The 21,229-nt window shown below is 59.5% G+C and carries 21 protein-coding genes; 11 read left to right on the top strand and 10 right to left on the bottom strand.

The annotated features are described in order from the left end of the window. The first annotated feature begins 57 nt into the window (after window positions 1–57). Entirely contained in the window at window positions 58–1,173 is a 1,116-nt protein-coding gene (locus tag AC0GUR_RS09940) for a lipase family protein (RefSeq protein WP_472877297.1), read from the top strand. 438 nt (window positions 1,174–1,611) lie between these two features. On the opposite strand, the gene AC0GUR_RS09935 is transcribed toward AC0GUR_RS09940, so the two are convergent. Then, the gene (locus AC0GUR_RS09935; RefSeq protein WP_472877296.1) at window positions 1,612–2,514 is read right to left on the bottom strand and encodes a LysR family transcriptional regulator; all 903 of its coding nucleotides are present in this window, start codon (window positions 2,512–2,514) and stop codon (window positions 1,612–1,614) included. A 160-nt stretch (window positions 2,515–2,674) separates the two neighbouring features. Between AC0GUR_RS09935 and AC0GUR_RS09930 the strand changes: the two genes are divergently transcribed. Both AC0GUR_RS09930 and AC0GUR_RS09925 read left to right on the top strand, forming a co-directional pair. Further along, on the top strand, window positions 2,675–2,998 hold the full coding sequence (locus tag AC0GUR_RS09930) for a carboxymuconolactone decarboxylase family protein (protein WP_472877295.1): 324 nt from the start codon (window positions 2,675–2,677) through the stop codon (window positions 2,996–2,998). A gap of 49 nt (window positions 2,999–3,047) precedes the next feature. Continuing rightward, window positions 3,048–4,043, top strand: coding sequence for an aldo/keto reductase (locus AC0GUR_RS09925; protein WP_472877294.1), 996 nt, complete (start codon window positions 3,048–3,050; stop codon window positions 4,041–4,043). Window positions 4,044–4,108: 65 nt separating this feature from the next. Here AC0GUR_RS09925 and AC0GUR_RS09920 read toward each other — a convergent pair whose 3' ends face one another. Continuing rightward, on the bottom strand, window positions 4,109–5,119 hold the full coding sequence (locus AC0GUR_RS09920) for an AraC family transcriptional regulator (RefSeq protein ID WP_472877293.1): 1,011 nt from the start codon (window positions 5,117–5,119) through the stop codon (window positions 4,109–4,111). Window positions 5,120–5,235: 116 nt separating this feature from the next. Here AC0GUR_RS09920 and AC0GUR_RS09915 point away from each other — a divergent pair, with 116 nt between their 5' ends. Then, complete coding sequence (locus AC0GUR_RS09915; protein WP_472877292.1) at window positions 5,236–6,207, top strand: alpha/beta hydrolase; 972 nt, start codon at window positions 5,236–5,238, stop codon at window positions 6,205–6,207. Window positions 6,208–6,338: 131 nt separating this feature from the next. On the opposite strand, the gene AC0GUR_RS09910 is transcribed toward AC0GUR_RS09915, so the two are convergent. After that, complete coding sequence (locus AC0GUR_RS09910) at window positions 6,339–7,109, bottom strand: alpha/beta hydrolase (RefSeq protein WP_472877291.1); 771 nt, start codon at window positions 7,107–7,109, stop codon at window positions 6,339–6,341. A gap of 165 nt (window positions 7,110–7,274) precedes the next feature. Here AC0GUR_RS09910 and AC0GUR_RS09905 point away from each other — a divergent pair, with 165 nt between their 5' ends. After that, a complete protein-coding gene (locus tag AC0GUR_RS09905; protein ID WP_472877290.1) occupies window positions 7,275–7,862 on the top strand; it encodes a TetR/AcrR family transcriptional regulator in 588 nt (195 codons plus the stop codon). Window positions 7,863–8,393: 531 nt separating this feature from the next. On the opposite strand, the gene AC0GUR_RS09900 is transcribed toward AC0GUR_RS09905, so the two are convergent. After that, window positions 8,394–9,296 (bottom strand): LysR substrate-binding domain-containing protein, encoded by a 903-nt coding sequence (locus tag AC0GUR_RS09900; RefSeq protein ID WP_472877289.1) that lies wholly within the window; start codon window positions 9,294–9,296, stop codon window positions 8,394–8,396. A gap of 159 nt (window positions 9,297–9,455) precedes the next feature. Here AC0GUR_RS09900 and AC0GUR_RS09895 point away from each other — a divergent pair, with 159 nt between their 5' ends. The 4 genes from AC0GUR_RS09895 to AC0GUR_RS09880 all read left to right on the top strand — a co-directional run bounded on the left by AC0GUR_RS09895 (window position 9,456) and on the right by AC0GUR_RS09880 (window position 12,738). After that, window positions 9,456–10,340 carry a class I SAM-dependent methyltransferase gene (locus AC0GUR_RS09895; RefSeq protein WP_472877288.1) on the top strand — a complete coding sequence of 295 codons (885 nt, stop codon included), beginning with the start codon at window positions 9,456–9,458 and terminating at the stop codon, window positions 10,338–10,340. A 51-nt stretch (window positions 10,341–10,391) separates the two neighbouring features. Beyond that, window positions 10,392–11,177 (top strand): SDR family oxidoreductase, encoded by a 786-nt coding sequence (locus AC0GUR_RS09890; protein ID WP_472877287.1) that lies wholly within the window; start codon window positions 10,392–10,394, stop codon window positions 11,175–11,177. A 649-nt stretch (window positions 11,178–11,826) separates the two neighbouring features. Then, window positions 11,827–12,228, top strand: a complete 402-nt coding sequence (locus AC0GUR_RS09885) for a TonB family protein (protein WP_472877286.1) — start codon at window positions 11,827–11,829, stop codon at window positions 12,226–12,228. 234 nt (window positions 12,229–12,462) lie between these two features. Further along, a complete protein-coding gene (locus tag AC0GUR_RS09880) occupies window positions 12,463–12,738 on the top strand; it encodes a hypothetical protein (protein ID WP_472877285.1) in 276 nt (91 codons plus the stop codon). Window positions 12,739–12,876: 138 nt separating this feature from the next. Here the strand turns inward: AC0GUR_RS09880 and AC0GUR_RS09875 are convergent, their stop codons facing one another. From AC0GUR_RS09875 to AC0GUR_RS09850, 6 genes are all read right to left on the bottom strand, one after another. Next, a complete protein-coding gene (locus AC0GUR_RS09875) occupies window positions 12,877–13,728 on the bottom strand; it encodes a class I SAM-dependent methyltransferase (RefSeq protein WP_472877284.1) in 852 nt (283 codons plus the stop codon). A 144-nt stretch (window positions 13,729–13,872) separates the two neighbouring features. Then, a complete protein-coding gene (gene folE2, locus AC0GUR_RS09870; protein WP_472877378.1) occupies window positions 13,873–14,760 on the bottom strand; it encodes a GTP cyclohydrolase FolE2 in 888 nt (295 codons plus the stop codon). Window positions 14,761–14,884: 124 nt separating this feature from the next. Next, window positions 14,885–16,189 (bottom strand): S8 family serine peptidase, encoded by a 1,305-nt coding sequence (locus AC0GUR_RS09865; protein WP_472877283.1) that lies wholly within the window; start codon window positions 16,187–16,189, stop codon window positions 14,885–14,887. Further along, window positions 16,186–16,821 (bottom strand): zf-HC2 domain-containing protein, encoded by a 636-nt coding sequence (locus AC0GUR_RS09860; RefSeq protein ID WP_472877282.1) that lies wholly within the window; start codon window positions 16,819–16,821, stop codon window positions 16,186–16,188. The genes AC0GUR_RS09865 and AC0GUR_RS09860 overlap by 4 nt, the downstream gene beginning before the upstream one ends. After that, the gene (locus AC0GUR_RS09855) at window positions 16,818–17,402 is read right to left on the bottom strand and encodes an RNA polymerase sigma factor (RefSeq protein WP_472877281.1); all 585 of its coding nucleotides are present in this window, start codon (window positions 17,400–17,402) and stop codon (window positions 16,818–16,820) included. Before AC0GUR_RS09855 ends, AC0GUR_RS09860 begins: the two co-directional genes overlap by 4 nt. Before the next feature lie 67 nt (window positions 17,403–17,469). Beyond that, the gene (locus AC0GUR_RS09850; protein WP_472877280.1) at window positions 17,470–18,270 is read right to left on the bottom strand and encodes a TorF family putative porin; all 801 of its coding nucleotides are present in this window, start codon (window positions 18,268–18,270) and stop codon (window positions 17,470–17,472) included. Window positions 18,271–18,859: 589 nt separating this feature from the next. On the opposite strand from AC0GUR_RS09850, the gene AC0GUR_RS09845 reads away from it, so the two are divergent. Both AC0GUR_RS09845 and AC0GUR_RS09840 read left to right on the top strand, forming a co-directional pair. Beyond that, entirely contained in the window at window positions 18,860–20,059 is a 1,200-nt protein-coding gene (locus AC0GUR_RS09845) for an acyltransferase family protein (protein WP_472877279.1), read from the top strand. 29 nt (window positions 20,060–20,088) lie between these two features. Further along, the gene (locus tag AC0GUR_RS09840; RefSeq protein WP_472877278.1) at window positions 20,089–21,228 is read left to right on the top strand and encodes a DmsE family decaheme c-type cytochrome; all 1,140 of its coding nucleotides are present in this window, start codon (window positions 20,089–20,091) and stop codon (window positions 21,226–21,228) included. Window position 21,229: the final 1 nt, after the last annotated feature.

Genomic DNA, 21,229 nt, shown 5'->3' with positions numbered 1-21,229 from the left:
CGGCCGCGATGACTGACGCTCGAGTGACTTCCTCCATCTGGACAGAGGACATTTCGTATGTCGACCACGCTTCAACAGCTGCTAGACCTCGACCCGAACGTTTCAGGTCCGGTCAGGACTAATCTGGCGCAATACGCCTTGTACCCGATGTACGCCGAGGACATGTACGAAGTGGACGGGTGTTCGTCCGGGAAGGATCCGACAGGGGCCGATGCACGCTACGCCACAGACAACTGGGAGCACGTAGATTGGTTGCGGATGGAGGTGAAGGACGACGTGATTCGCCAGTGGGTCGCGCGGCAGAGCGGCAGCGTGGACACGGTGTACGTGGGAGAAATCCTGCGCACGGCTGACGGAAAGCACTACCTTGTCTCGATCCGGGGCACCGAGGCGGCAGCGGAATGGGTGCAGGATGCCGACATATTGCCCGCCTCCTGGGTTGAGCAGCTGGCGCTCAAAACGCCTGAGGCCGTGCGCGAGTCGCTGCAAGGGCTGAGGCTGGATATCTTCACCGGCCCTGTCATGCAGCGCATGAGCAATCTGCTGTCCACGGCTGGAACGGGTAAGCGCACGTTGCCCGGCAATGTCCAGGTGCCGGATGGCTTCTACGCGATGTACCAGTCGATGACCTGTGGTGGTCTGAACAGCGCAACAGGTACGCCACCGGCAGCGGTAGCTGGTTTGATTGGCTATCTGGTGGCAAGCGGGGCGACTTCTGTCGTGATCGTGGGACACAGCCTTGGTGCTGCATTGGTGGCGTACTTCGCAAGGGACCTGGGGTTACAAATGCCTGCAGACTTGCGCGGCAGTATCGACATCAAGGCGTTCATGTACGCCACGCCCCATCCCGGCGATCGTGAGTTTGCCAAGAGCCTGGATGCGGCGGGAGTCGACTACGTTTCAGTCGTGTACGAACGCGATATCGTGCCGATGGTGCCGTTCGCCCCCTTCGTGGCCTTGTCGCGAACGGTCACGATATCGGCGATGGACCCGAGCGTCATTCCATTGCCGCCGGATGGCTCACCCCATATCCAGGCGCTGGCCAATATCAGGGGTGACGCACCCTGTTGCCATCATGCTATTTGCTATGCCGCGATGCTCGATCCAAAGGTGGCGGCATCGCTGGTTCAGACATGTGCCAGCGACAAGACGTGTAGCCAGTGCATTGGCTAGGTATCGCCTGAGCAGCAGCTCTAGGGCGTAGTGGGCCGCTCATTTTTGTTCGCTATAGAGTCGGCCGACGCGGATTTCATGAGCGCCGCCAGTGGAAACGTGTTGCCACCTCCCGGAGCCATGCGGATCGGCGGGGGTTGTCGATATCGATTCGCCAGAAGACGCGTTGGCGCGAATTTCTCTATTAGCGAGCTGAGGCTGCATGATCAGAACGGCATAACGACATCGGGTCGCTTACCCGTGGCGATGTGCCCCGGTCACAACCAAGTCTTAGGTTAGGAGAGTCAACAATGACAACCAATATGGGCCCCGGGCTTCCTTACTCGCTCGCGGCTACATGAATGTCCGACTTGAGCAGGTATGGGGCTGGGTGGTTAGGGGCAGTTATCGGGGGTAGCGCAACGATGCTTAAAACCATGCTTCCGGAGCCGCTTTCACCTACGGGTTGCGCGCTTGGTATCGAAGCGCATCGGCCAGCAAGGCAAACGCGCGCGACGGTTGTCGACGACTTGGGTAATACAGGTGATAGCCCGGAAACAGCGGACACCAGTCATCCAGTACTTGGCGCAAACGGCCGGCCTTAAGGTGCGGATGGACCATGTCTTCGGGCAGATAGGCGAGGCCAAAACCGGCAAGCGAGGCGGCGAGGATCCGCTCGATGCTGTTAAACGTCAGTCGCCCTTCCACGCGCACGTTGAGTGGGTGGCTTCCCTTTTCGAATTCCCACGCATACAGGCCACCGTGCGTAAGGAAGCGCAGGTTGATGCAGTCGTGCCCGGTGAGGTCACGTGGGGTGGCGATAGGAGGCGTGGCATCTAGATAAGCAGGCTTGCCCACGACCACCAGCCGCGTGGGCGGACCGATGGGCACCGCAATCATGTCCTGTGCCACCTGTTCTCCCAGGCGAATACCAGCGTCGAAGCGCTCGGCCGCAATGTCGGTGAGCGTGGAGTCGCTGATCACTTCCACACGGATATCCGGGTACTGCCGCAGAAATGTTTCCAGCACTGGCCACAGGATGGTGGCGGCCGCGTGCTCGCTGCTGGTGATGCGGATGGTGCCACTGGGCTCGTCGCGCAGCTCGCTCAGCCCGGCGAGCGCCGCGTCGATGTTCTCGAAACTGGGCGCCAGTGTCTGCTGCAGCCGTTCGCCGGCTTCGGTGGGCGACACACTGCGCGTGGTGCGGGTGAGCAGGCGCAGGCCTAACCGTGCCTCCAGCCCCTGAATCTTGTGGCTGAGTGCCGATTGCGACACGCCAAGCTGGGCGGCAGCGCGGGTGAAGCTGCCTTCACGCACGACCGTGAGGAACGCTTGCAGGTCGTTGTAGTTCTCGCCACCCATGGTTCCATCAGCCTGATTAATCGATACAGATCATAAGTCCATTCGATATTTGCCGTCTTATCAGATAGTCGCGGCGGGATCAAACTGGCGCAGTCCTCGCGGTCTGGCGCTCATCCACGGGCCAGTCGGCGACTTCGCCAAGCTCCTAAAGACCCCGACCATGACCGACTTTACCCAGAAGACTCAAGGCCCTTTCGCTGACATCGCGCCCGCACTCGATCAGCTCACGCAGCAGGTGCTGTTTGGCGAAGTCTGGGAGCGACGGGAGCTCACCAAGCGCGACCGCAGCCTGGTCACTGTCGCCGCCTTGATCGCGGCATACCGCATCAATGAACTTCCGTTCCATCTGAAGTTCGCGCAGCAGAACGGCGTCACGCGCGACGAATTGATTGAGGTCATCACGCACTTGGCCTTCTATGCAGGGTGGCCAGCGGCGAGTACCGCGGTAGGAATCGCGCGCAAGGTGTTCGCGGAAGACATCTGAGCAGCACGATGACGTGTTGATCCGTTCTCTAAATCGATTGAGGTGACATATGCAAAAGCGTTTACTTGGAAAGAGTGGCCTTGCGGTCTCGGCACTCGGCTTTGGCTGCATGGGTTTGAATTTCAGCTATAGCCATGCGCTTTCGGACGGCGACTCCATTCGATTGATTCGCGATGCCTTTGACCGCGGCGTGACTTTTTTTGACACCGCGGAAGTCTACGGACCGTTCACCAACGAAGTGCTGGTCGGCAAGGCGTTGGCGCCTGTTCGTGAACAGGTGGTCATTGCCACCAAATTTGGCTTCGACATCGATCCCGCGACTGGAAAGAATAACGGCCTCAACAGCCAGCCGGATCACATTCGAGCCGTGGCCGAGGCCTCGCTCAAGCGTCTGGGCGTCGACACCATCGATCTGTTGTACCAGCATCGTGTCGATCCCAATGTGCCGATTGAAGACGTCGCCGGTGCGGTCAAGGATCTGATCGCTGAAGGCAAGGTTCGCCATTTTGGTTTGTCCGAGCCGGGTGCGCAGACGGTGCGTCGCGCCCACGCCGTGCAGCCGGTTTCGGCCCTACAGAATGAGTACTCGCTGTGGACCCGTGGTCCCGAAACCAACGGCATTCTCGACGCGTGCAAGGAACTCGGTATCGGCTTGGTCGCCTATAGCCCACTCGGCAAGGGTTTTCTTACCGGCGCAATGAGCAAAGACACCAAGATCGGCGACAACGACTTCCGCAAAAACCTACCGCGCTTCTCGCCCGAAGCGATGGCTGCGAACCAGGCGTTGGTCGACCTGCTGAAAGAGATCGCCGAAGCCAAATCCGCGACGCCCGCACAGATCGCGCTGGCATGGCTTCTCGCCCGCGAGCCGTGGATTGTGCCGATTCCGGGCACCACCAAGCTCCATCGCCTGGAAGAGAACCTGAGCGCTGTCACCGTCGAGTTGACCACCGCCGATCTGGCTAACATCGAAAAAGTCGCGGCGGCCATCCGTATCGAAGGCGAACGTTATCCGCCGCACTTGATGGCCACGACGGGTCGTTGATGATCGAGTTGTCACGTGTCGTTCTTGCGAGAAAACACGTCATCCGGTGCTTGGAACGGCGCTGGTCAGTGAGTGCGTTGGTCAAGACTTGGCGCAGTACCGGTCCATCGTTTGTAGGCCTGTGAAAACGAGGATAAGTCGCTAAAGCCAAGCTCACAGGCAATCTCGCTCATCGAAAGGCGACCTTCGGCAACCAGCGCCTGTGCCTTCGATTTGCGTACGTCATTCGATATGCCGCGGAAGGACGCGCCTTCTTCCTTCAGTCGGCGCTTAAGCGTGCGCTCGCTGGTATTTAGCAGCAACGCAACGTCTTTAAGTTGTGGTGGACTCTCGAACGCATGCGTGGACAGGTATTGGACCAGGAACGATGCCAGATCGAGGCGTGCACGCCTGCGTGAAAGCAGCTCCGCGCACATGCGTTCGCACATCGCTGCGGTGACGGCATTCGCTTGTGGGAGAGGGTGTTCCAGAAGTGCGTGTTCAAAAGCGATCGCATTAAGACGCTGTCCATACCGGATTCGGGCACTCAGCATGTGCTGTTTTCCGCCCGGCGTTTCTTCGAAGGTGACGTCGAACGCTGCAAGCTCAAAATCGCTGCCAATGACATCGCGCAGCACCCGGCAGGTGGCGCCCATGGCGCGACTGACAAAGAAACGTCGTAATGGCGCCGGCAAATCCGTCGTAGGAACGAAAGTCACGACTTGCTGTTGCCGGGCACGGCTGAACGTGATTCGCACAAAGGCGTAGGTCAGCGCCAGATATCGTTGCGCGAGTGCTATGGCTTCCCGACCCGTCGCGCTGCTCAACAGACCGTATCCCAACAGTCCGTAGGTCGAGAGTCGGTAAGACAGGCCGAGTTTCAAGCCGAGGTCGGCTTCTTGCTCCGTCGACTTCAGCAGGTTCGAGGCGACGGCTAATTCCTGTGTCGCCGTCACGGTGAAGTCGGGATCGGCGAGTTGCCTCTGCGTAAGGTGGGAGTCTTTGAGCAGTGTGGTCGGCGCGATCTTGCGACCACGCCCGTACTCGATCATGAGCAGCACGGATGCCGGACTGCGGGCGAAGTTCCAGTGGCTCATGGTGAGTGGTTTCGCAGGGATTGGCCCGAATTCTAAAGCGATTGGCCTGTCCACGCATGGATCGCAACGGGTTGCCGGCGCACGATGACGCCACCACCTGGAACCCGAGTCCTGCCATGAACACCGTCTCACAGACCTATGCAGATCAGCCCATCTGGCGCGATATGCAGCGGTTCCTGCCGCCAGAGTTCCAATGGAAGCAGGGTCAGCGACCGCATGAGGAATGGTGGGACTGGCATGGTCACCGCATTCATCTCGATACCTATCGCAACCCTGACGGGAAGGTGAAGGTCATCCTGTTCCATGGCGTCGGAACCAATGGCCGACAGATGTCGATGATCCTGGGCGAGCCGCTAGCGCGGCGCGGCTACGAGACCATCGCGATCGACATGCCCGAATACGGCATGACTGAGGTGGCAAAGGGCACACTGGTTCGCTACGACGACTGGGTGCGCGCGGGCAGCGACCTGATTGACGCCGAATTGGCGCGCGATGATCGCCCCATCGTGCTGTACGGGTTGAGCGCCGGCGGCATGCTCACGTACCACGTTGCGGCGATGAACCGGAAAGTGAAAGGCATCGTCGGCATGACCTTCCTTGACCAGCGCCGGGAGCAAGTGCGCGACGAAACCGCGTTGAACCTGATGATGAGCCGAATTGGCATACCCATGGCGGCAATGGTTGCCCGGACACCCATGAGGGCGCTACGCATGCCCATGCGCATGGCCAGCAAGATGCACGCGCTGGTCAACAACAAGGTCGCACTGAAGGTATGGCTATCCGACCTTCGTTCCGCGGGCAATGCCATGACCATGGCTTTCCTTGCCTCGTATGCCGCTTACCAGCCCGCGTTGGAACCGGAAGCCTTCGACGTCTGCCCGATCTTGCTGACCCAGCCAGCAGAGGATCGATGGACACCATTGCATCTCAGCGAACCGTTCCTCGGACGCATCAAGCAAGTTCCGGTAGAGACCGTCATGCTCGAGGGCGCAGGTCACTATCCGCTGGAGCAACCTGGCCTCTCCCAGATGGTGGACGCTATCGACTCGTTCTACCGGATGGTGACCGGCAAGCCAGGAGGGTTCTGAATGAGCCGATTGAATACGTAACCAGAGCAGTCATTAACGAAACGGGGTACGTCTTCCCAGCCTCTCAAGATGCATGGCAGCAGGCCATGCATCTTGATGAATAACGCCAAGATGACCTGAATCGGTGGACGTTAGGACTTGTTCGAACCAGCCGCTGCTTGCTCGATCAACTTAGCGACTTCCTCGGGGTGCGAGATGTATACGGCGTGGCTGGCATTGATTTCGATACTCTTGGTGCCTGCGCGTTTGGTCATGAAACGCTCCAGGTCCGGATTGATCGCACGGTCCGCCGTGGCAACGACACCCCAGCTCGGCTTCGTCTTCCACGCGGCGGCCGTGATGGGCGTACCAAACGACTGGGCGTTCGGCATCACCTGGGACATCGCCATGAAGTTCGCCTGGTCAGCAGGCAGGTCTGCGGCGAAGTCCTCATGGAAGTGTGCCGGGTCAAGGAACAGGTAACCGTCGGCCGTCGGTGTGATGGCCTTGGTAGCCGAAGGCATCTTCTTGTTGAGCACCAGCGGGCTTTCACCGGTGTCCGGCTGGAAGGCCGCGACGTAGACGAGACCCGCAACCTTCGGATCATTGCCAGCTTCGGTTACCACGGCGCCGCCGTAGCTGTGCCCGACCAAGATGGTGGGGCCGTTCTGTGCATCGACCACGCGGCGGGTAGCCTTGACGTCGTCTTCGAACGAGGTTTCCGGCTCTTGCACGATGGCGACCTTGTAGCCGTCGCGGGTCAGGATGTTCGACACACCCTGCCAGCCAGAGCCGTCGGCGAAATAGCCATGGACCAGCACGATGTTCTTGACCGGGGTAGGCGGGGTGGCCTGGGAACCCAGGGCCACCAGCGAGAGAGCCAGGGCGGCGGCGATACGGGTGACGAGAGACTTGGTATTCATATTCATGCTCCAGGTATGGGTATGGAAGGAAAACCACGGGTGTCTGCTCACCCGACAACAGCCATCCTACTAGTAGGTAGAAGTGATTACAAGCCCTCCGTTTTGGGGAATTTCCGTTTCTTGCTATAAACTTACGCTTGCCAACCAACTAGATGGTAGCTAGCAATGAACCCTCACAAGGAAAACACCGCCGAGAAGATCGTCGAGGCTGGCCGGCAGCTGATCATGCGTCGCGGCTACAACGGCTTCAGCTACGCCGACGTTGCCGAGGCCGTCGACATCCGCAAGGCAAGCATCCATCACCACTTTCCGGCCAAGGCGGATCTGGCCATCGCCGTAGTCAAACAATCGCGCGAGGTATTCGACGACGCCGTGAAGGCCCTTCAGGCGAGTGACGCGGATCCACTCACGCAACTGCGCGCCTACGTGGGCTATTGGGAGCGGTGCATTGCGGATGACAGCGCACCGTTTTGCGTCGCAGGCATGCTCGGTGCGGAACGTCCGACCTTGCCGGACGACGTCGCCAGTGAAGTGCGTGCCCATTTCGACGATGTCGAGAAGTGGCTCGAAGGCGTGATCAAAGCCGGTATTGAGGCCGAGCAGCTTGAGTTCAAAGGAACGGCCAAATCCGAGGCAGCAACCCTGGTATCGCTGGTCTACGGTGCCATGCTGACTGCACGCGCCTATGGCACGGCGACACTATTTAGCACCGTGACCCACGAAGCCATTGCACGACTTGTCCGGCCTCAGTGAGGGGATCATCACTTCCGCCCGGGTTTAGGCGGATCGTCTGCTTCCGGCCCGGAACGGACCCTTGCGTTAAGCTCGACCTAGCCTCCTGGCGGAGAGGGGCAGTGACCGAAGGCGACATGCTTCAACAAGAAGACGTCACGTACCTGTATTGGCTTGATTACGGGCGCGTGAAGGAGCTTCCCGCCATCGTTGCGGGGAGATTGATCGCCCATGGACTCGTGTGCGAGACAACTGCCATGAAGGGGCCCAGGTGATCGGCCAACGGACTCTGCATCTGGCGATCTCGCAAGACGGTGTGTATCTAATGGAAATGGTCCGGGATGGGCGAGATGCGCGCTTTCATTTACCGAGCGCGTAAGGCAGATAGCCGTTATCTATCTGCCTGCTCCCGACCCGGAGCGTACCTTTCAGGGTCGCCCAAAATTAGGCAGAAGAACAAGGTAACCAAGATGCGCCTGTTCTTCAGGCCGAGCCAAAAAGTCGTACCGCGCATTCGAAATCTGCGGCAAGCCTCGCCGCTCTCTATGCCAATCAAACATTGAGGTATCGCGGCAACGCCTCCGCCAGATAATCGACCATGGCACGTACAGCCGGCGCCATGCCACGTTGCGATGGCAGGACCACACTCAACGTCCCTTGAGGAATGTGCCAGCTCGGCAGGACGTGCAGGAGGCGACCGGTCTTGAGGTCCGCAGTGCACAGCGGCGTTGGCAGCGCGGCAACGCCAACGCCGGCTAACACCGAGGTATGGATCAGCATGGCATCGTCGCTGCGCACGCGCTGGTGGAAAGTCACGCTCACCGAGGAGCCGTCCATTCCGCGAAGCTCCCATGCATCCGTGACACCGCGACGCTGCAGTTGTAGGCCGGCGATGCCTTCGAGCTCCTGGGGTGTCGCGGGCAGGCCATGCGGGAACAGCGAGGGGCTCGCGACGAGAATCATCCGCGTGTCGGCCACCGGGCGCGCGATCAGCGTCGAGCTTTGCAATGGCGTCGTATGGCTACGCAGCGCGAGGTCGAAGCCCTCCTCGATCAGGTCGACGTAGCGGCTTGTCGCTACCAGCTCAAGATCGATCTTCGGGTGCTTCGCCAGGAATGCCGGCACGATGTCCGCCAGCACCATCCGCACAATCCCGGCCGCGCAGGTCATGCGCACCCGACCGGCCGGCTCGTGCAAGCGCCATTGTGCTGTTAGCTGTGCCGAATGCACTTCATGCATCACGCGTTGGCAGTGCTCGTAGAACTCCTCGCCTGCCTCGGTCAGCGAAAACTTGCGCGTGGTGCGATTGGCAAGGCGAAGCCCAAGCTCTTGCTCCAGTAGGCGAAGCCGGCGACTCAGGGTGGCCTTGGGCACGCCAGTGACTTCGCCAGCGGCGGAAAAGCCGCGCTGTTCCACCAGCACCGAGAAGTAATACAGATCGTTCAGATCGAGCATGGCCATTGTCTCAGCAGTGGCACAGTCAATCTATCTTAGACCGATTTTTCGGCGATTCGAGGGTGCATAGACTGTGCCGGCAAACAACGGGTGGACGCGCCATCCAACGAATCCTGACCTACGTTCCGGTACAAGCCAAAACTCCTAGGAGGCAACGATTTGAACACACCGACCATTGACACCGAGCCGTCTCTGCGCATGTTTTCCGACGGAACGGATGTCGTCTTCAACGGGATCGCCGATCAATTCGACCGCCACCCGCTGGGGTTCTGGTCCATGCTCGGCAGACGCCTGGTGGAGCTAGCGCAGCTCAAACCCGGCCAGCAGGTGCTCGACATCGGTTCAGGCACGGGTGCGGTGTCGATACCGGCAGCGGGCGCGGTTTATCCGGGAGGCTCCGTGCTGGGCATCGACATCGCTCAGCGAATGGTGGATGTCGCCACGCGACGAGCCCGCGACGCCAGTGTCCCTCGCATCAGTTTTCACCGCGCCGATGCGGCAACCTTCAGCAGCTCGTACCGGCTCGATACCATCTTGGGCGGCTTCTCGCTCTTCTTCATCGAGGACATGCGCGCAGCATTAGAACGCTTTCGCGGGTGGATGAAGCCCGAGGGAAAATGGGTCTTCTCCTTCTGGTCAAAGCAACCATTTGCACCGCTGGGCGACATGTTGGCCGAAGACCTAGCGCAGGCCCTTCCCGAGCTAGCCAATGAGTTGGCAGCCTTTCACCGACGCGTTCCCGACCAGGCGGCGCTTCCTGGCTTATTCGCGAACTTTGAAGGCCAGGTCTCAATCGTGTCGGAACTCACCCACTACCCAGTGGCCACGGCCGAGCAATGGTGGCAGTTGGCCACCCATACCGGCTTGCGTGGTTTCATCGATCGCATCGATGCGCGCCAGTTGGAGCAGTTCAAGGCTAGCCATCTCCGTCGCATCGAGGAGAGGTTCGGGAGGAACACGTTCCTGACTGTTGAGTTGCCGGTTCAGTTCGTCATCGTGACGTTTGACCAGACGTCGGACGCGGGTTCGCTGCCGCGTCGGTGACGTCATCAATCCAAACTGGTCGGCCTTGGTCGATTTCTTCGGAGAAGCAACATGGACATGGGAATAAGGGGGCGCCGTGCCATCGTCAGCGCAGCATCCAAAGGCCTCGGCAGGGCCATCGCGTTCGCGCTGGCACGCGAGGGTGTCGATCTGGTGATCAATGCACGAAACGTTGATGCCCTGGAAGCTGCTGCCGAAGAGATACGTCGGGTCACCGGCGTTTCGGTCGCCACCGTCGCCGCAGATGTGACTACCGAGCAAGGGAGGGCCGCGCTTCATGCCGCCTGTCCCGCACCTGACATCCTGATCAACAACGCTGGCGGTCCACCGCCGGGCGACTTTCGCGACGTGAGCCGCGAAGACTGGTTGCACGCCGTCGAGGGGAACATGCTCTCGCCCATCCTGCTGATCAGGCAGGTGGTGGACGGCATGATTGAACGCGGTTTCGGTCGCATCATCAGCATTACAACGAGCGGCGTAAAGTCACCCGCCACGTATCCAAACCTCGGTGTATCCACTGCCGTTCGCAGCGGGCTCACTGGCTTTGTCGGAGGGCTTGCCCGACAGACGGTGCGTCGCAATGTGACAATGAACAACCTGCTACCTGGTCGCTTCGATACGGATAGGCTCAGGCAGAACCTGCAGTTCGACGCCGAAATCAGTGGCCGGTCTTTGGCAGAGGTGACGACGCAGGCGTTATCAACGATTCCCGCTGGCCGCTTTGGGGCGCCCGAGGAATTTGCGGCTGCTTGTACTTTCCTGTGCAGCGCGCATGCCGGCTTCATTACCGGCCAGAATATTGTGTTGGACGGTGGTGCGTTTCCTGGCCTGTTGTAGAGAAGCTGACGAACCTCAATCTACTGCTGACCACGCATTTGAGTGTCGCGTGGACCGGTTGAATCTCGCAACCCAAAGCAGATCTTCCGCGAAGACGCTTGAAACAGATTGGCTGACTAACCTCGATAACGACGGCACGCGATGCATTGCGGATGATCCATCTTTGCGCACGGCGCGTCGTTTACGCACAGCCATACCAGTGGGACCTGGCGACGGGGTGGGCATTGGAGTGGCGTGCCTTTGCCGCCATCGAAGCAGCGAAGGTCGCTTTGAGAAATATGGCTTGCCAGATCCCTTCGATGCTGCAGCTGTCGCCGGAAGTCCGTCCGCCATAGATTGGATTACGCGATTGGAACTTTGCGACGGCACAGTCGATTGACTGATAGAGCGCACCGGTAGTTTCCAATCTCAAACCACACGCATATCCAGCAGCCACGGGAGCTGGAACAACTTCGACCATCGCGGGTTTCGCGGCGTCGCGATGGGCGGTGGAGAGCGTTGCATTTGGGGCTACTAAGTCTGCTTCCGACCCGTGGCAGACAGGATCAACCAGCACCCATAAGGGCTTGCATTCAATACGAGGCGAAGTGTGATTAGTTTGAGGTATGTCGTGTCTTTGCTGGCTCTGTCGGCATGTTTGGCCGGGTGCATGACGCAGCCATCTGCCAAGTTGACAATCCGCGTTCCAGGGCAGCCGAATTACAACACGGCGTGGCCGCGCAACGGGGACGGAAGTCTAATGTCAGGCATCACCATCGTGCTTGCTGTAGTTGACAAGCAGGGACGAACGGTGGATGTCCAAGTGGAGATAAGCTCAGGCCGCGAAGCATTGGATGCTGCGGCTGTTGCTGCAGTTAGACAATGGAAGCTTGCACCCGCCTTCCGAAACGGTGTACCCGTGGAGACCTATCGAAGCATCCCCATTTCAATGGGCCCGACAGGAACTGGCGTCGGTCAGCAGGATTGGCAGACGACTCGCGCGGCCTTGCCTGGGTCTCGAGCCTCACGTAGGCAGATCACACCTACCCAAGCGCCAGATGGTGGGCAGTAATCGCCGACATCCGGGTTGCAGCAAGTGTTTTGGAGCACCGAACAGAACGGTGGCCTGGGAAAGAACAAGCTATGGTAGCGTCCGCTTCTGACCGAGGCTGCGTGAAAACACAAAGTCGGCTCTGCCATAGATGGTGAGGTTCGCAATCCAGAGTGGACATGCCTCCATGAGGAATGGTGGGACTGTCATGGTCACCGCGTTCATCTCGATACCTATCGCAACCCTGACCGGAAGGTGAAAGTCACCCTGTTCCATGGCGTCGGAACCCATGGCCGACAGATGTCGATGATCCTTGGCGAGCCGCTAGCGCGGCACGACTACGAGACCATCGCGATCGACATGCCCGACGACGGCATAACCGAGGTGGCGCGGGCCACTACCGTGCATCAGACGGGCAAGTTGAACCCGAACACGGCTGGACCGATCCGGATCGTTTCACGCAACTTCACCTGGTACAACGCGAGCCTACGGAAGTATCACTTAAGATGGGCTCCGGGTTATGAAAGGTGACATGACATAGTCACGATTCTCTTACTCCCTGGCATCGTGGCGCCGGCAGTCTCGACCCTATGAATGAGCCACGCCACAGCACGAGTCCTTGGGTCATCGAAAATGTGACGATTCCACGTAAAAGCAGGGTGAGGGAGATTACCGATCCCCATGTGCCCCTAAAGCTAGCGTGAAAGTCTGTAGGAAATGGAAGTCTTCTCGGCGCAGCATGTAGTCCACATGCTGCGGATCGCACAAGCGAGAGAGTTCAGTGTAGTCCTCACTCGACAGATAAGGCCGCAGACGCTCGCCCCAGGTGTTACGGAAAATCGCTTCCAGAAGATAGGCCTCCGTGTTGGGGTCCACAGGAAAGGTGCGCTCGATGGTAAGCGTTCGCACTTCTGTACGGCGAAGCCCTGCGCCATTCATAAGGCCAACAACAGCACGAACTGCCTTGAGATCCTGCTCTTTTAGTCCGTAACGCTCCAAGTAGTAGCGCCGCACGGCTTCGTTCGTCAGGCGCTCGAGACGAGAGTCCCAGGCAAAATACATGTCAGGCACGAGCGAGCTCTGGCCTAGCACGATCCGCCCGCCGTCGCGCAATAGCGAAGACAGCTTTCTTAGAACCGCTAGGGGATTGTGTAGGTGATGAATGGTATTTGTGCACCAGATGAGATCAAAGCTTGCATCGTGGAGCGGCAATTGGGATAAGTCCGCTTGCACGACGACACTGCGCGGCGGGTCTTGCCAGCAGGCGGAAAGGTGCGGTGTTGAAAGTTCGGCGCCGACTACCAGGCCGCCGGGATCGACGGCTTCCGAAAGCCACCTCAGTGCTTCACCTGTTCCGCAGCCTGCGTCCAACACGCGCATGCCTGGCCTCAGTCCCAGGCCCGCAATCGCGATTCTCAGCTCAGGCTCGGCGAAAGCATTGAAGAGCTGCAACTTGCGCGAGTAATTGCGCCCGGTGCTATCGCCCAGCGGCCCGCCGGACAGTATGGGGGCGGCACTCATACCGTGATTCCTCAACTCGACGGAACGGAGGAGACAGTCATGGTCGCAGCCACGAATTGCACGTTGGCGTAGCATGCGCAGCGCATGACGCAAGGATTCACTAGAGCCGAGGTGGGCACGGTTTAGCCCTCAGGGGGTCGGAAGTTATTCGCGGCACTGTTTGCTGGCGTAGGCTACTGCATCATGGGCATGCAGGCTTTCGTGGTGTTCAACACTGACGCTGAAGTCGACAATGCTCTCATCAGCATCGAGCGAGCGCTGGATACGGCGGGCCGCATCCTCGCAGAACATGAGGTTGCAGCTGTTTGCACGGGCGAAGGCCCGTTCGTCCTCGCGTTTGACTGCCGTTTGCACAGGGGTTCCAAGTGATTGCTCGACTCGATCAAGCAGGGCGATCAGGTTAAGAGGCGCGCCATCGACGAAGCGAGCCCGGATCCGGGCAGTGCTGCGTTGCGCATGCGGGGTGGCCGCAATGCCTTCTTCGCTGCCAAGCCATGCTTCGATCGTGTCGTGATCCAGTGGCTCGGCGGCAGCGAAATCCCTTGTGAACTGCTGCTGGATAAGTTGGCGCGATAGCGCCGCAGAAGCCGGACATGTCGACGAGTAGAGGATGTCGGTGCCAAGCTCCCACCGGAAGCCGCGCTCATCAAGGCTCGCCTCTATCAGAATCGGATACGCCCGCCACCCGCTGTTGCCGCTGCAAAGCGCAGGGCGACGCACGAAATGTTCAAAGTGGATACGGATCCGGGCGCGATCGGACATGCCTTGGTGTGACTGCACGAAAGCTTCCAGCAGGTGCTGCAATCGCTGAACATCAATGGGTTTTCCCGCCAGGTGTTCGTCCGCCAGCAGATACAAACGTGACATGTGTATGCCGCGCCGTTCCGCGCAAACCAGATTGACGAAGGCGCCGACCCTTGCTCCGGTGCACCGCAAGTCGCCATTGCCAGCATCGAAATATATCGGCAAGGCGATGTCGTTCATGCCGACCCAGTCCAGCACTCCATCTGGACCCAATGGTGTCTGGATCATGGCGTCAGACAGAGGATGAATGGCGCTGTATCGACTTTTCACTGCGACGCTCGCCTTGTCATGACATAGCGTTTCGGCGCGTGCCCTGACGATCGGCTCAGACGTGGCAGGTTGAAGCCCGACATCAGCGTACTGCCTGCTGTTGTTCACGTAGCTCGGAGATGGCCGTGGCTGCGTTCACCTGACGCGCACCATTGGAACCCTTGCTGCTACGTAACAAGATGTCGTGAACCGATCGCGCATCCAATCGTGGCGCGAGCGACAGCAACAGGGCAGTCATGCCGCTTACGTGCGCCGCAGCCATAGAGGAACCCGAGGCAAAGTTGTACCCCCCGCCTGGTTGAGTGGTGAGGATGTCACTTCCCGGGGCACTCAGGACATTGGGTGGCGCCGAGGACTTTCCGCTCACACGCACCAGGATGACACCTGGAAGATCGTCTGGAAATCCTGCGGTGCTGCCGTCTGGCGGTAAGGCGGCGACGATGATGCGCCCCTCAAATAGCAACTGGTTGAGTAGTTTGTTGAGTAGCGGGTCGGCCGGGCCGCCGAGACTCAAATTGACAATGCGCGCATCGGTGTCGATGACAGCAGCAAGTGCCTTGGCAAGGGTGAAAGAGTTGCAGTGCGCACCCGTATCCCGAGCAGTCGTGTACCAACAAGCCTTGTAAACGCTGAGCATGGCCTTGGGGGCTATGCCAACAATGCCCAGATGATTGTCACCGATTGCCGCGATGATACCGGCCACTTCGGTCCCATGACTGTCGCCGTTGAACGTCGATACATCGGCATCGACCAGGTTTCGCGCATTGCGAATGTTACCCTTGAGATCGGGATGCATCATGTCCACACCCGTGTCGACGATCGCGATGTGAACCCCTGCGCCCTGGGTCAGGTTGTGCGCGACTGCCGCATCGGTCTCTACAAACCCTCGCTGGAGGTCGACGTAGGGATCGTTGTAGTGGTGTGAATCCTTGGCATCATCTGCATATACGGCATAGTCCTGCAGTGGCTGGGCGAGCTGCACACGGCTGTCCTTCGACAACGCGTCAAGTAACGCCTCGCGATTCATGCCCGGGGGCGGCTCCAGCACGATGCAGTACAAGCCGAGGGCTTTGATCGGCCAGCTGGTGATTTCCCGCACGCCATAAGTTTCCTTCAGCGCGGCCATGGTGGAAACCGCGCGCTGCCCGGCACCGTAGTTTCCCGCAGGGCTATAGCCGAGAAGGTTGGAACCTGCGTGACTGGTGGGTGGATCGACCGGGTTGGCCACGGCCAGCACCACATCACGCCCAGTATCCATCAAGGCCACATTGGCGTCTGGGGTCTGAGTTGTTTCGCTACCCTGGGCCGCCGCGAAGCACGATGGCGCGTACGCTCCCAGAGCGGCCACCATGACGACTAACACGAGTTCTAGGGTGCTGCGTTTCATGGAGTGGTTGTGGCGGGCTCCGCCAGACGGATGCCGTTGGTGGCGCGCAGCTTATGCAACGCATTCTGTGGCGTCAGCGTGGTATCTGTCGCAACGACCGTGTATGCGCCAACGTCATTGGGTCCGCCTACGACCCGGAGCCCGAGGGAGTGGAGCAGTGAATTCCACTCGGACAGCGTCATGGTTCGGTCGGGCACGACATGAATTGCACCTGGCGGCACCGACAGGGTTTTCTGGCTCAGCGTGTGATAGGACGCATGTCCTGTCTCAGACCAGAGCTTTGCGCCCAAAACACCAATGCCGATGGCCTGCACGAGAACTGCGGCGACCAGCGCACGCGTCAGCCAGTTTCCCGAGCGCGAGCGCAACGATGCGTCCCGTCCGTCAGGTGCTTCGATACGGGCAAGTAGGCGCCTGAGCCCCGCATCTGCGTTTACCGATATATCCGAAGGCAGCGATAGGGCAAGCCGCAGATGACTTTCTTGCGCGAATGCTTCGCAGCACGACTCGCACTGTGCCAGATGCAGCGTCAGCCAGTCCTCCTGGTCTTGCATGGCGTTGCTTTGCAGCGCCCATGGCATCGCTTCCCAGGTGCGGGCGCAATCCTTGCTGATGTCCGCGGTAAACATCATGACTTATTCTCTTTGTGGACGAGCGGTTCTCCAGCTAGTGCTGGAAGCGTGTTGCGCAACTTGACCCGCGCGTGAAACAGGCGGGCCTTAATCGTGCCGACGGGGCACTGCATGATGACGGCGACCTCGTCCAAGGGGTGGCCCATTCCATAGACCAATTCAATAACTAGTCGCTGGTCCGCGGATAGGCGACTCAGTCCCTTGGCTAGCCAATCGCGCAGCTCGCGGTCCTCGTCCGGGCAGTGGGCCGGAAAACGATCTTCGATCAGTACATCATCTTCCAATTGCTCATCGCCATGTTGGCGCAACGCCTTAAGTCCGCATCGGTAGGCAATCCCGATGATCCAGGTCGAGACGCGGGAGTCTCCATGGAAGTTGTCTGCCTTTTGCCAGGCAATCCAGAAGCAGTCGTTAATGACCTCTTCGATGACATCAGGTCGCCGCGTCAGCCGCGAAAGAAAGCGGCATAACCTGCCGTGGTAGCTACGGTACAGAACAGCCAGGGCGGTGCGGTCCCCGCGCGACATGCGCTGGAGCAGGATGCGATCGGTCGCGTCTGCATCGATGTCGGCGTCATTCATGGCCGTCTCGAAAGAAGGGTTGTTGAGGCGTGAGTACCCTGCTAGCGCAAAAAGGTTTTCCCCAATGTCAAAACGATCGCGAGATCGTCGCAACCCAATGGGCGGTATCCGGGTAGCCCGGCCTCTCCGGCAGCCCAGACGTCAGGATGCGATCCAACTCGATTTGCCACGGGCCATAGCTCCACAGGAGGCCGATATCGCCGTAGCCATAGCTCTTGAATCGACTGTACTGCTCATACCCTTTCCCGTCGTATTCGTATGAACTTGCGGTGCCATATTCGTAGTAGCCGTTGTACGTGCTGACGGCCTGACTGACACCTATGCCGGCGGAAAGGTAAAAGTGCTTTGGCAAAGGCCAGTGGAAATTGATGTCGAACGCGCCGCGTGGCCGATGTTCCACCTTGCCCACGGGGTAGATGGCCGATAAGTCGAGTGTCAGGACGTCGCGGTAGATCCAGGCGAGGCTGGCCTCGACCCGATCGAAAGCTTTCGGGTGGCTGTCGTTGGGGTAGTCGTAGTAAGCCAGGTTCGTTTGCATCTGCCAGTCGGTGGAAAGCACCCAGTACCGGGATGCCTGCGCGAGCGCCTGCACAATGTGATCGGGCGAACGCGTTTCGATGCTCGCCGACACTCCAAGCGACCATTGCGAAGGCAAAGCCCATGAGGCGGCGCCCTGCAATATGGGCGTCTCTGGGGTGATCGCCTGGCCTCTGTCCACAAGTTGCGAGCTTAGCGCCACGGTTCCGCTCACGGTGGTCGACTGGGCATGGGTCGCTACAGGCAAACATACGCCAATACCCAGCAGCATGTAGCCAAGAAGGCCGCCCACCCCATCGAACGTTTCGCGCGGGCGGGAAAACAGCGCCACGAACCTATCGGGCAACCGCACAACCACCCGGTGGGCGCTTCGTCCGCAAGCCACGAAAGAGGTTGTGCGGTGAATGCGAACTAACGGATTGTCGCGACGCATCGGCTCATCGTCTGAGTACCCCGTAACGACATGATTGGCGGGTGCGCCTTCCCGGGTGACGGCCCCGAGACTCTATACCGCCAGTACGGTCAAAGAGGTGTGGTCAACGAAAAGGCGTTTAGGCTGGAGGGCGGGGAACCTAGCCGGTAGCGGTCATTCAGGAAGAAGCGCTCCGTTGGAATATCCAGGCTGGCCTCATTGCCGGCCTTGACAGGCAACGGTGCCTCGGCCCGTAGGCCAGACCCAGGATGCATAACTCAGGGCCGACGTTTTGGCCGTCCGGCAGGTCGCCGGCAAGTGGCCCTGCTGCGTGGCGGTGCCCCACAGATTCGAAAACGTCCCGTCGTAGATGCAACCATTTGCGGCTTTGCCGGCACTACCGGTTGTGCCGTCGTGCGCTCTCGGGTGCACGAAGTGGCATGGGCTCGCAAAATTCCTCTGCGAAGACGCGAGTCATGCAACACGGGGGCTCAATGCGATCAATGTTGTGCGTAAGGCCGACTGCGGATCGGGTTCCGATTTTGCCGGCCAAGCTTGGTTTCCGTTGCTGAGCGCGCCTGGCCATGTCATGGAATCGGAAAGGGTGAACTATCGGAATATTCAGGGCCTTCGGGCGATTGCGGCCCTGATGGTTGTTGCAAGCCACATGTTCTGGGACATAGTTCCCATGCGAACGCATTGGGCGCAGCCCTATGTGGACTCCATCGGCCCCTCCGGGGTTGACATCTTTTTCGTGATATCGGGTTTCATCATCTACAACGTCGCAATGCGATCGGCGACCCAAGTGGATATCGTCGGCCGCGGCCGCACGGTCTACGAGTTTACGTTGAAGCGGATCATCAGAATCTATCCGCTGTATTGGATCGCGTTCGGCGTGGCTGCCATCATCATGATCTGGGTTCCCTTGCCGGCATCGTTTGTCAGGAAGCCTCAGTCGGAGCTCTTCTTTCTGATCAACGGCATCCCCAACTACCGCGTTCAAGCCGCGTGGACGTTAACGTTCGAAGTCTACTTTTATGCAGTAGTGGCGCTTTGCCTCTTCCTTTTCCCAAAGAAAATCCTTGCAGGACTTCTCACCTGGTTCACCGTCATCGGTTTGGCGACTCTGCTTGGGTCGGTCTTCGGTTTGCCTATCCCTCTGGACTACCTGTTCGCTCCCATCCTGCTGGAATTCATGTTGGGGGTGCTTATCGGAGTTCTGGTCGAGCGTGGTCAAAGCCGCTACTGCGCCGCATCCATAGGCGTTGGCATGACATGGCTAATCTTCGGGGCGTTTGAGCTGCACCACGATGGAGGTCGGGCGGCACAGTCGTACTTGCTGCGATTGGTGTGGTGGGGGTTCCCCGCTGCCCTGATCGTCTATGGGGTTCTCGCGCTGGAGATGCGAGCTACCTGGATCATGCCCAGAGCGCTGCAATATCTGGGCGATGCCTCGTACTCGATATATTTGTGGCATGCCATTTTGTTCATCGGCATCGCTGCGGTATTCAAGCATCTCGGATGGGTAGGGGAGGTTGATCGATCGTTGCTTGCCATCGTCATGGGAATGATCGGGTTGGCAGCGGGGCTAATCAGTTATCGCTATCTGGAGCAGCCCTCGCTGAAGCTGCTTGGGAAATGCCTCATTCGAAGAGATGTCCGCGTCCCCGCGGAATCCGCCAGCATGGGTCTGGCTGGAGGTCGTTGAGCGTTCCTCCTGAAGAAGGGCTTCAATCCATGCGTGTGACGTCGTTGATGGTTGCAGCTTTGCTTGGTGCCGCGCTGGTCGTCGGCGTCATGCTGCTGAGCTCGCATGACGCAAATGCCCAGCAGGCGTCTGCTAGCAACGGCAATTCAACGGATGCTGCTCGAAGCTCTTCCAGCGAGCTCACTCAAAGCGATATCGCCAGAATGCTGCCATCCACGGATATGGGAGCGAACGCGGCACGCGAGAGAAATCCACACTTGCCGCCTATCGGTGACGGCCTGGCTACACCTTTCGATGCAGCATCGATTCCTGCGAACTCCCGGGCGCCGGAGGCTCAGGCAGTCGGCGCCAAGACCTGTGAGGCCTGTCACGCACAGGAAGACATGCAGGCTTCCCACAGCTTGCACGTCGCTTCGTTCCGCGCTGGAGCGGCGAACACTGGTCCGCAGGCGGCCTGCGAAACCTGCCATGGCCCAGGTTCCGAACACGCCAAGAATCCAACCGCGCCAGGTTCGATCATTGCGTTCACTCACGATGCAAAGACGTCGCCGCGGGAGCAGGCCGGCGTGTGCCTGAGCTGTCACGCCGGTGGCGCGCGACAGCACTGGAGCGGCTCGATTCACGAGAACCGCGGGCTGTCGTGTACTGATTGCCACAATCCGATGGCGCGGCTTTCGCCGGAGGGCGTGCTTGCTAAATCATCCGCCAACGAGGTGTGCGCGACTTGCCACCAGGACATCATTGCCAAATTCAATCGTCGCTCACACATGCCGTTGCCGGAGGGGCAAATAGCCTGCGTGGACTGCCACAACCCGCACGGCAGTATCACCAAGCCTCTGCTTAAGACCGATACGGTCAACGAGACCTGCTACACCTGCCATGCCGAGAAACGTGGACCATTCCTGTTCGAGCACGCGCCGGTTCGCGCGAATTGCCTCAACTGCCACGATGTGCACGGATCCAATCAGCAAGCCCTGCTGGTCGCACCGATCCCGATGTTGTGCCAGCAATGCCACACCATGACGCTGCATCCAAACGACTTGCAGACTCCGGCAGGCCTGGGTACCGGACCGCACCCGGACGAGCGAATTATCGGGCGCGGCTGCCTGACCTGTCACAGCAATATCCACGGCTCGAACAATCCTTCCGGACCGAACTTCCACGAGTGAC

The sequence above is a fragment of the Dyella sp. PARNA 12/25 genome, assembly GCF_055702865.1.
Note: the sequence above shows the minus strand (reverse complement) of the source record. Positions and strands in the feature narration are given on the sequence as shown.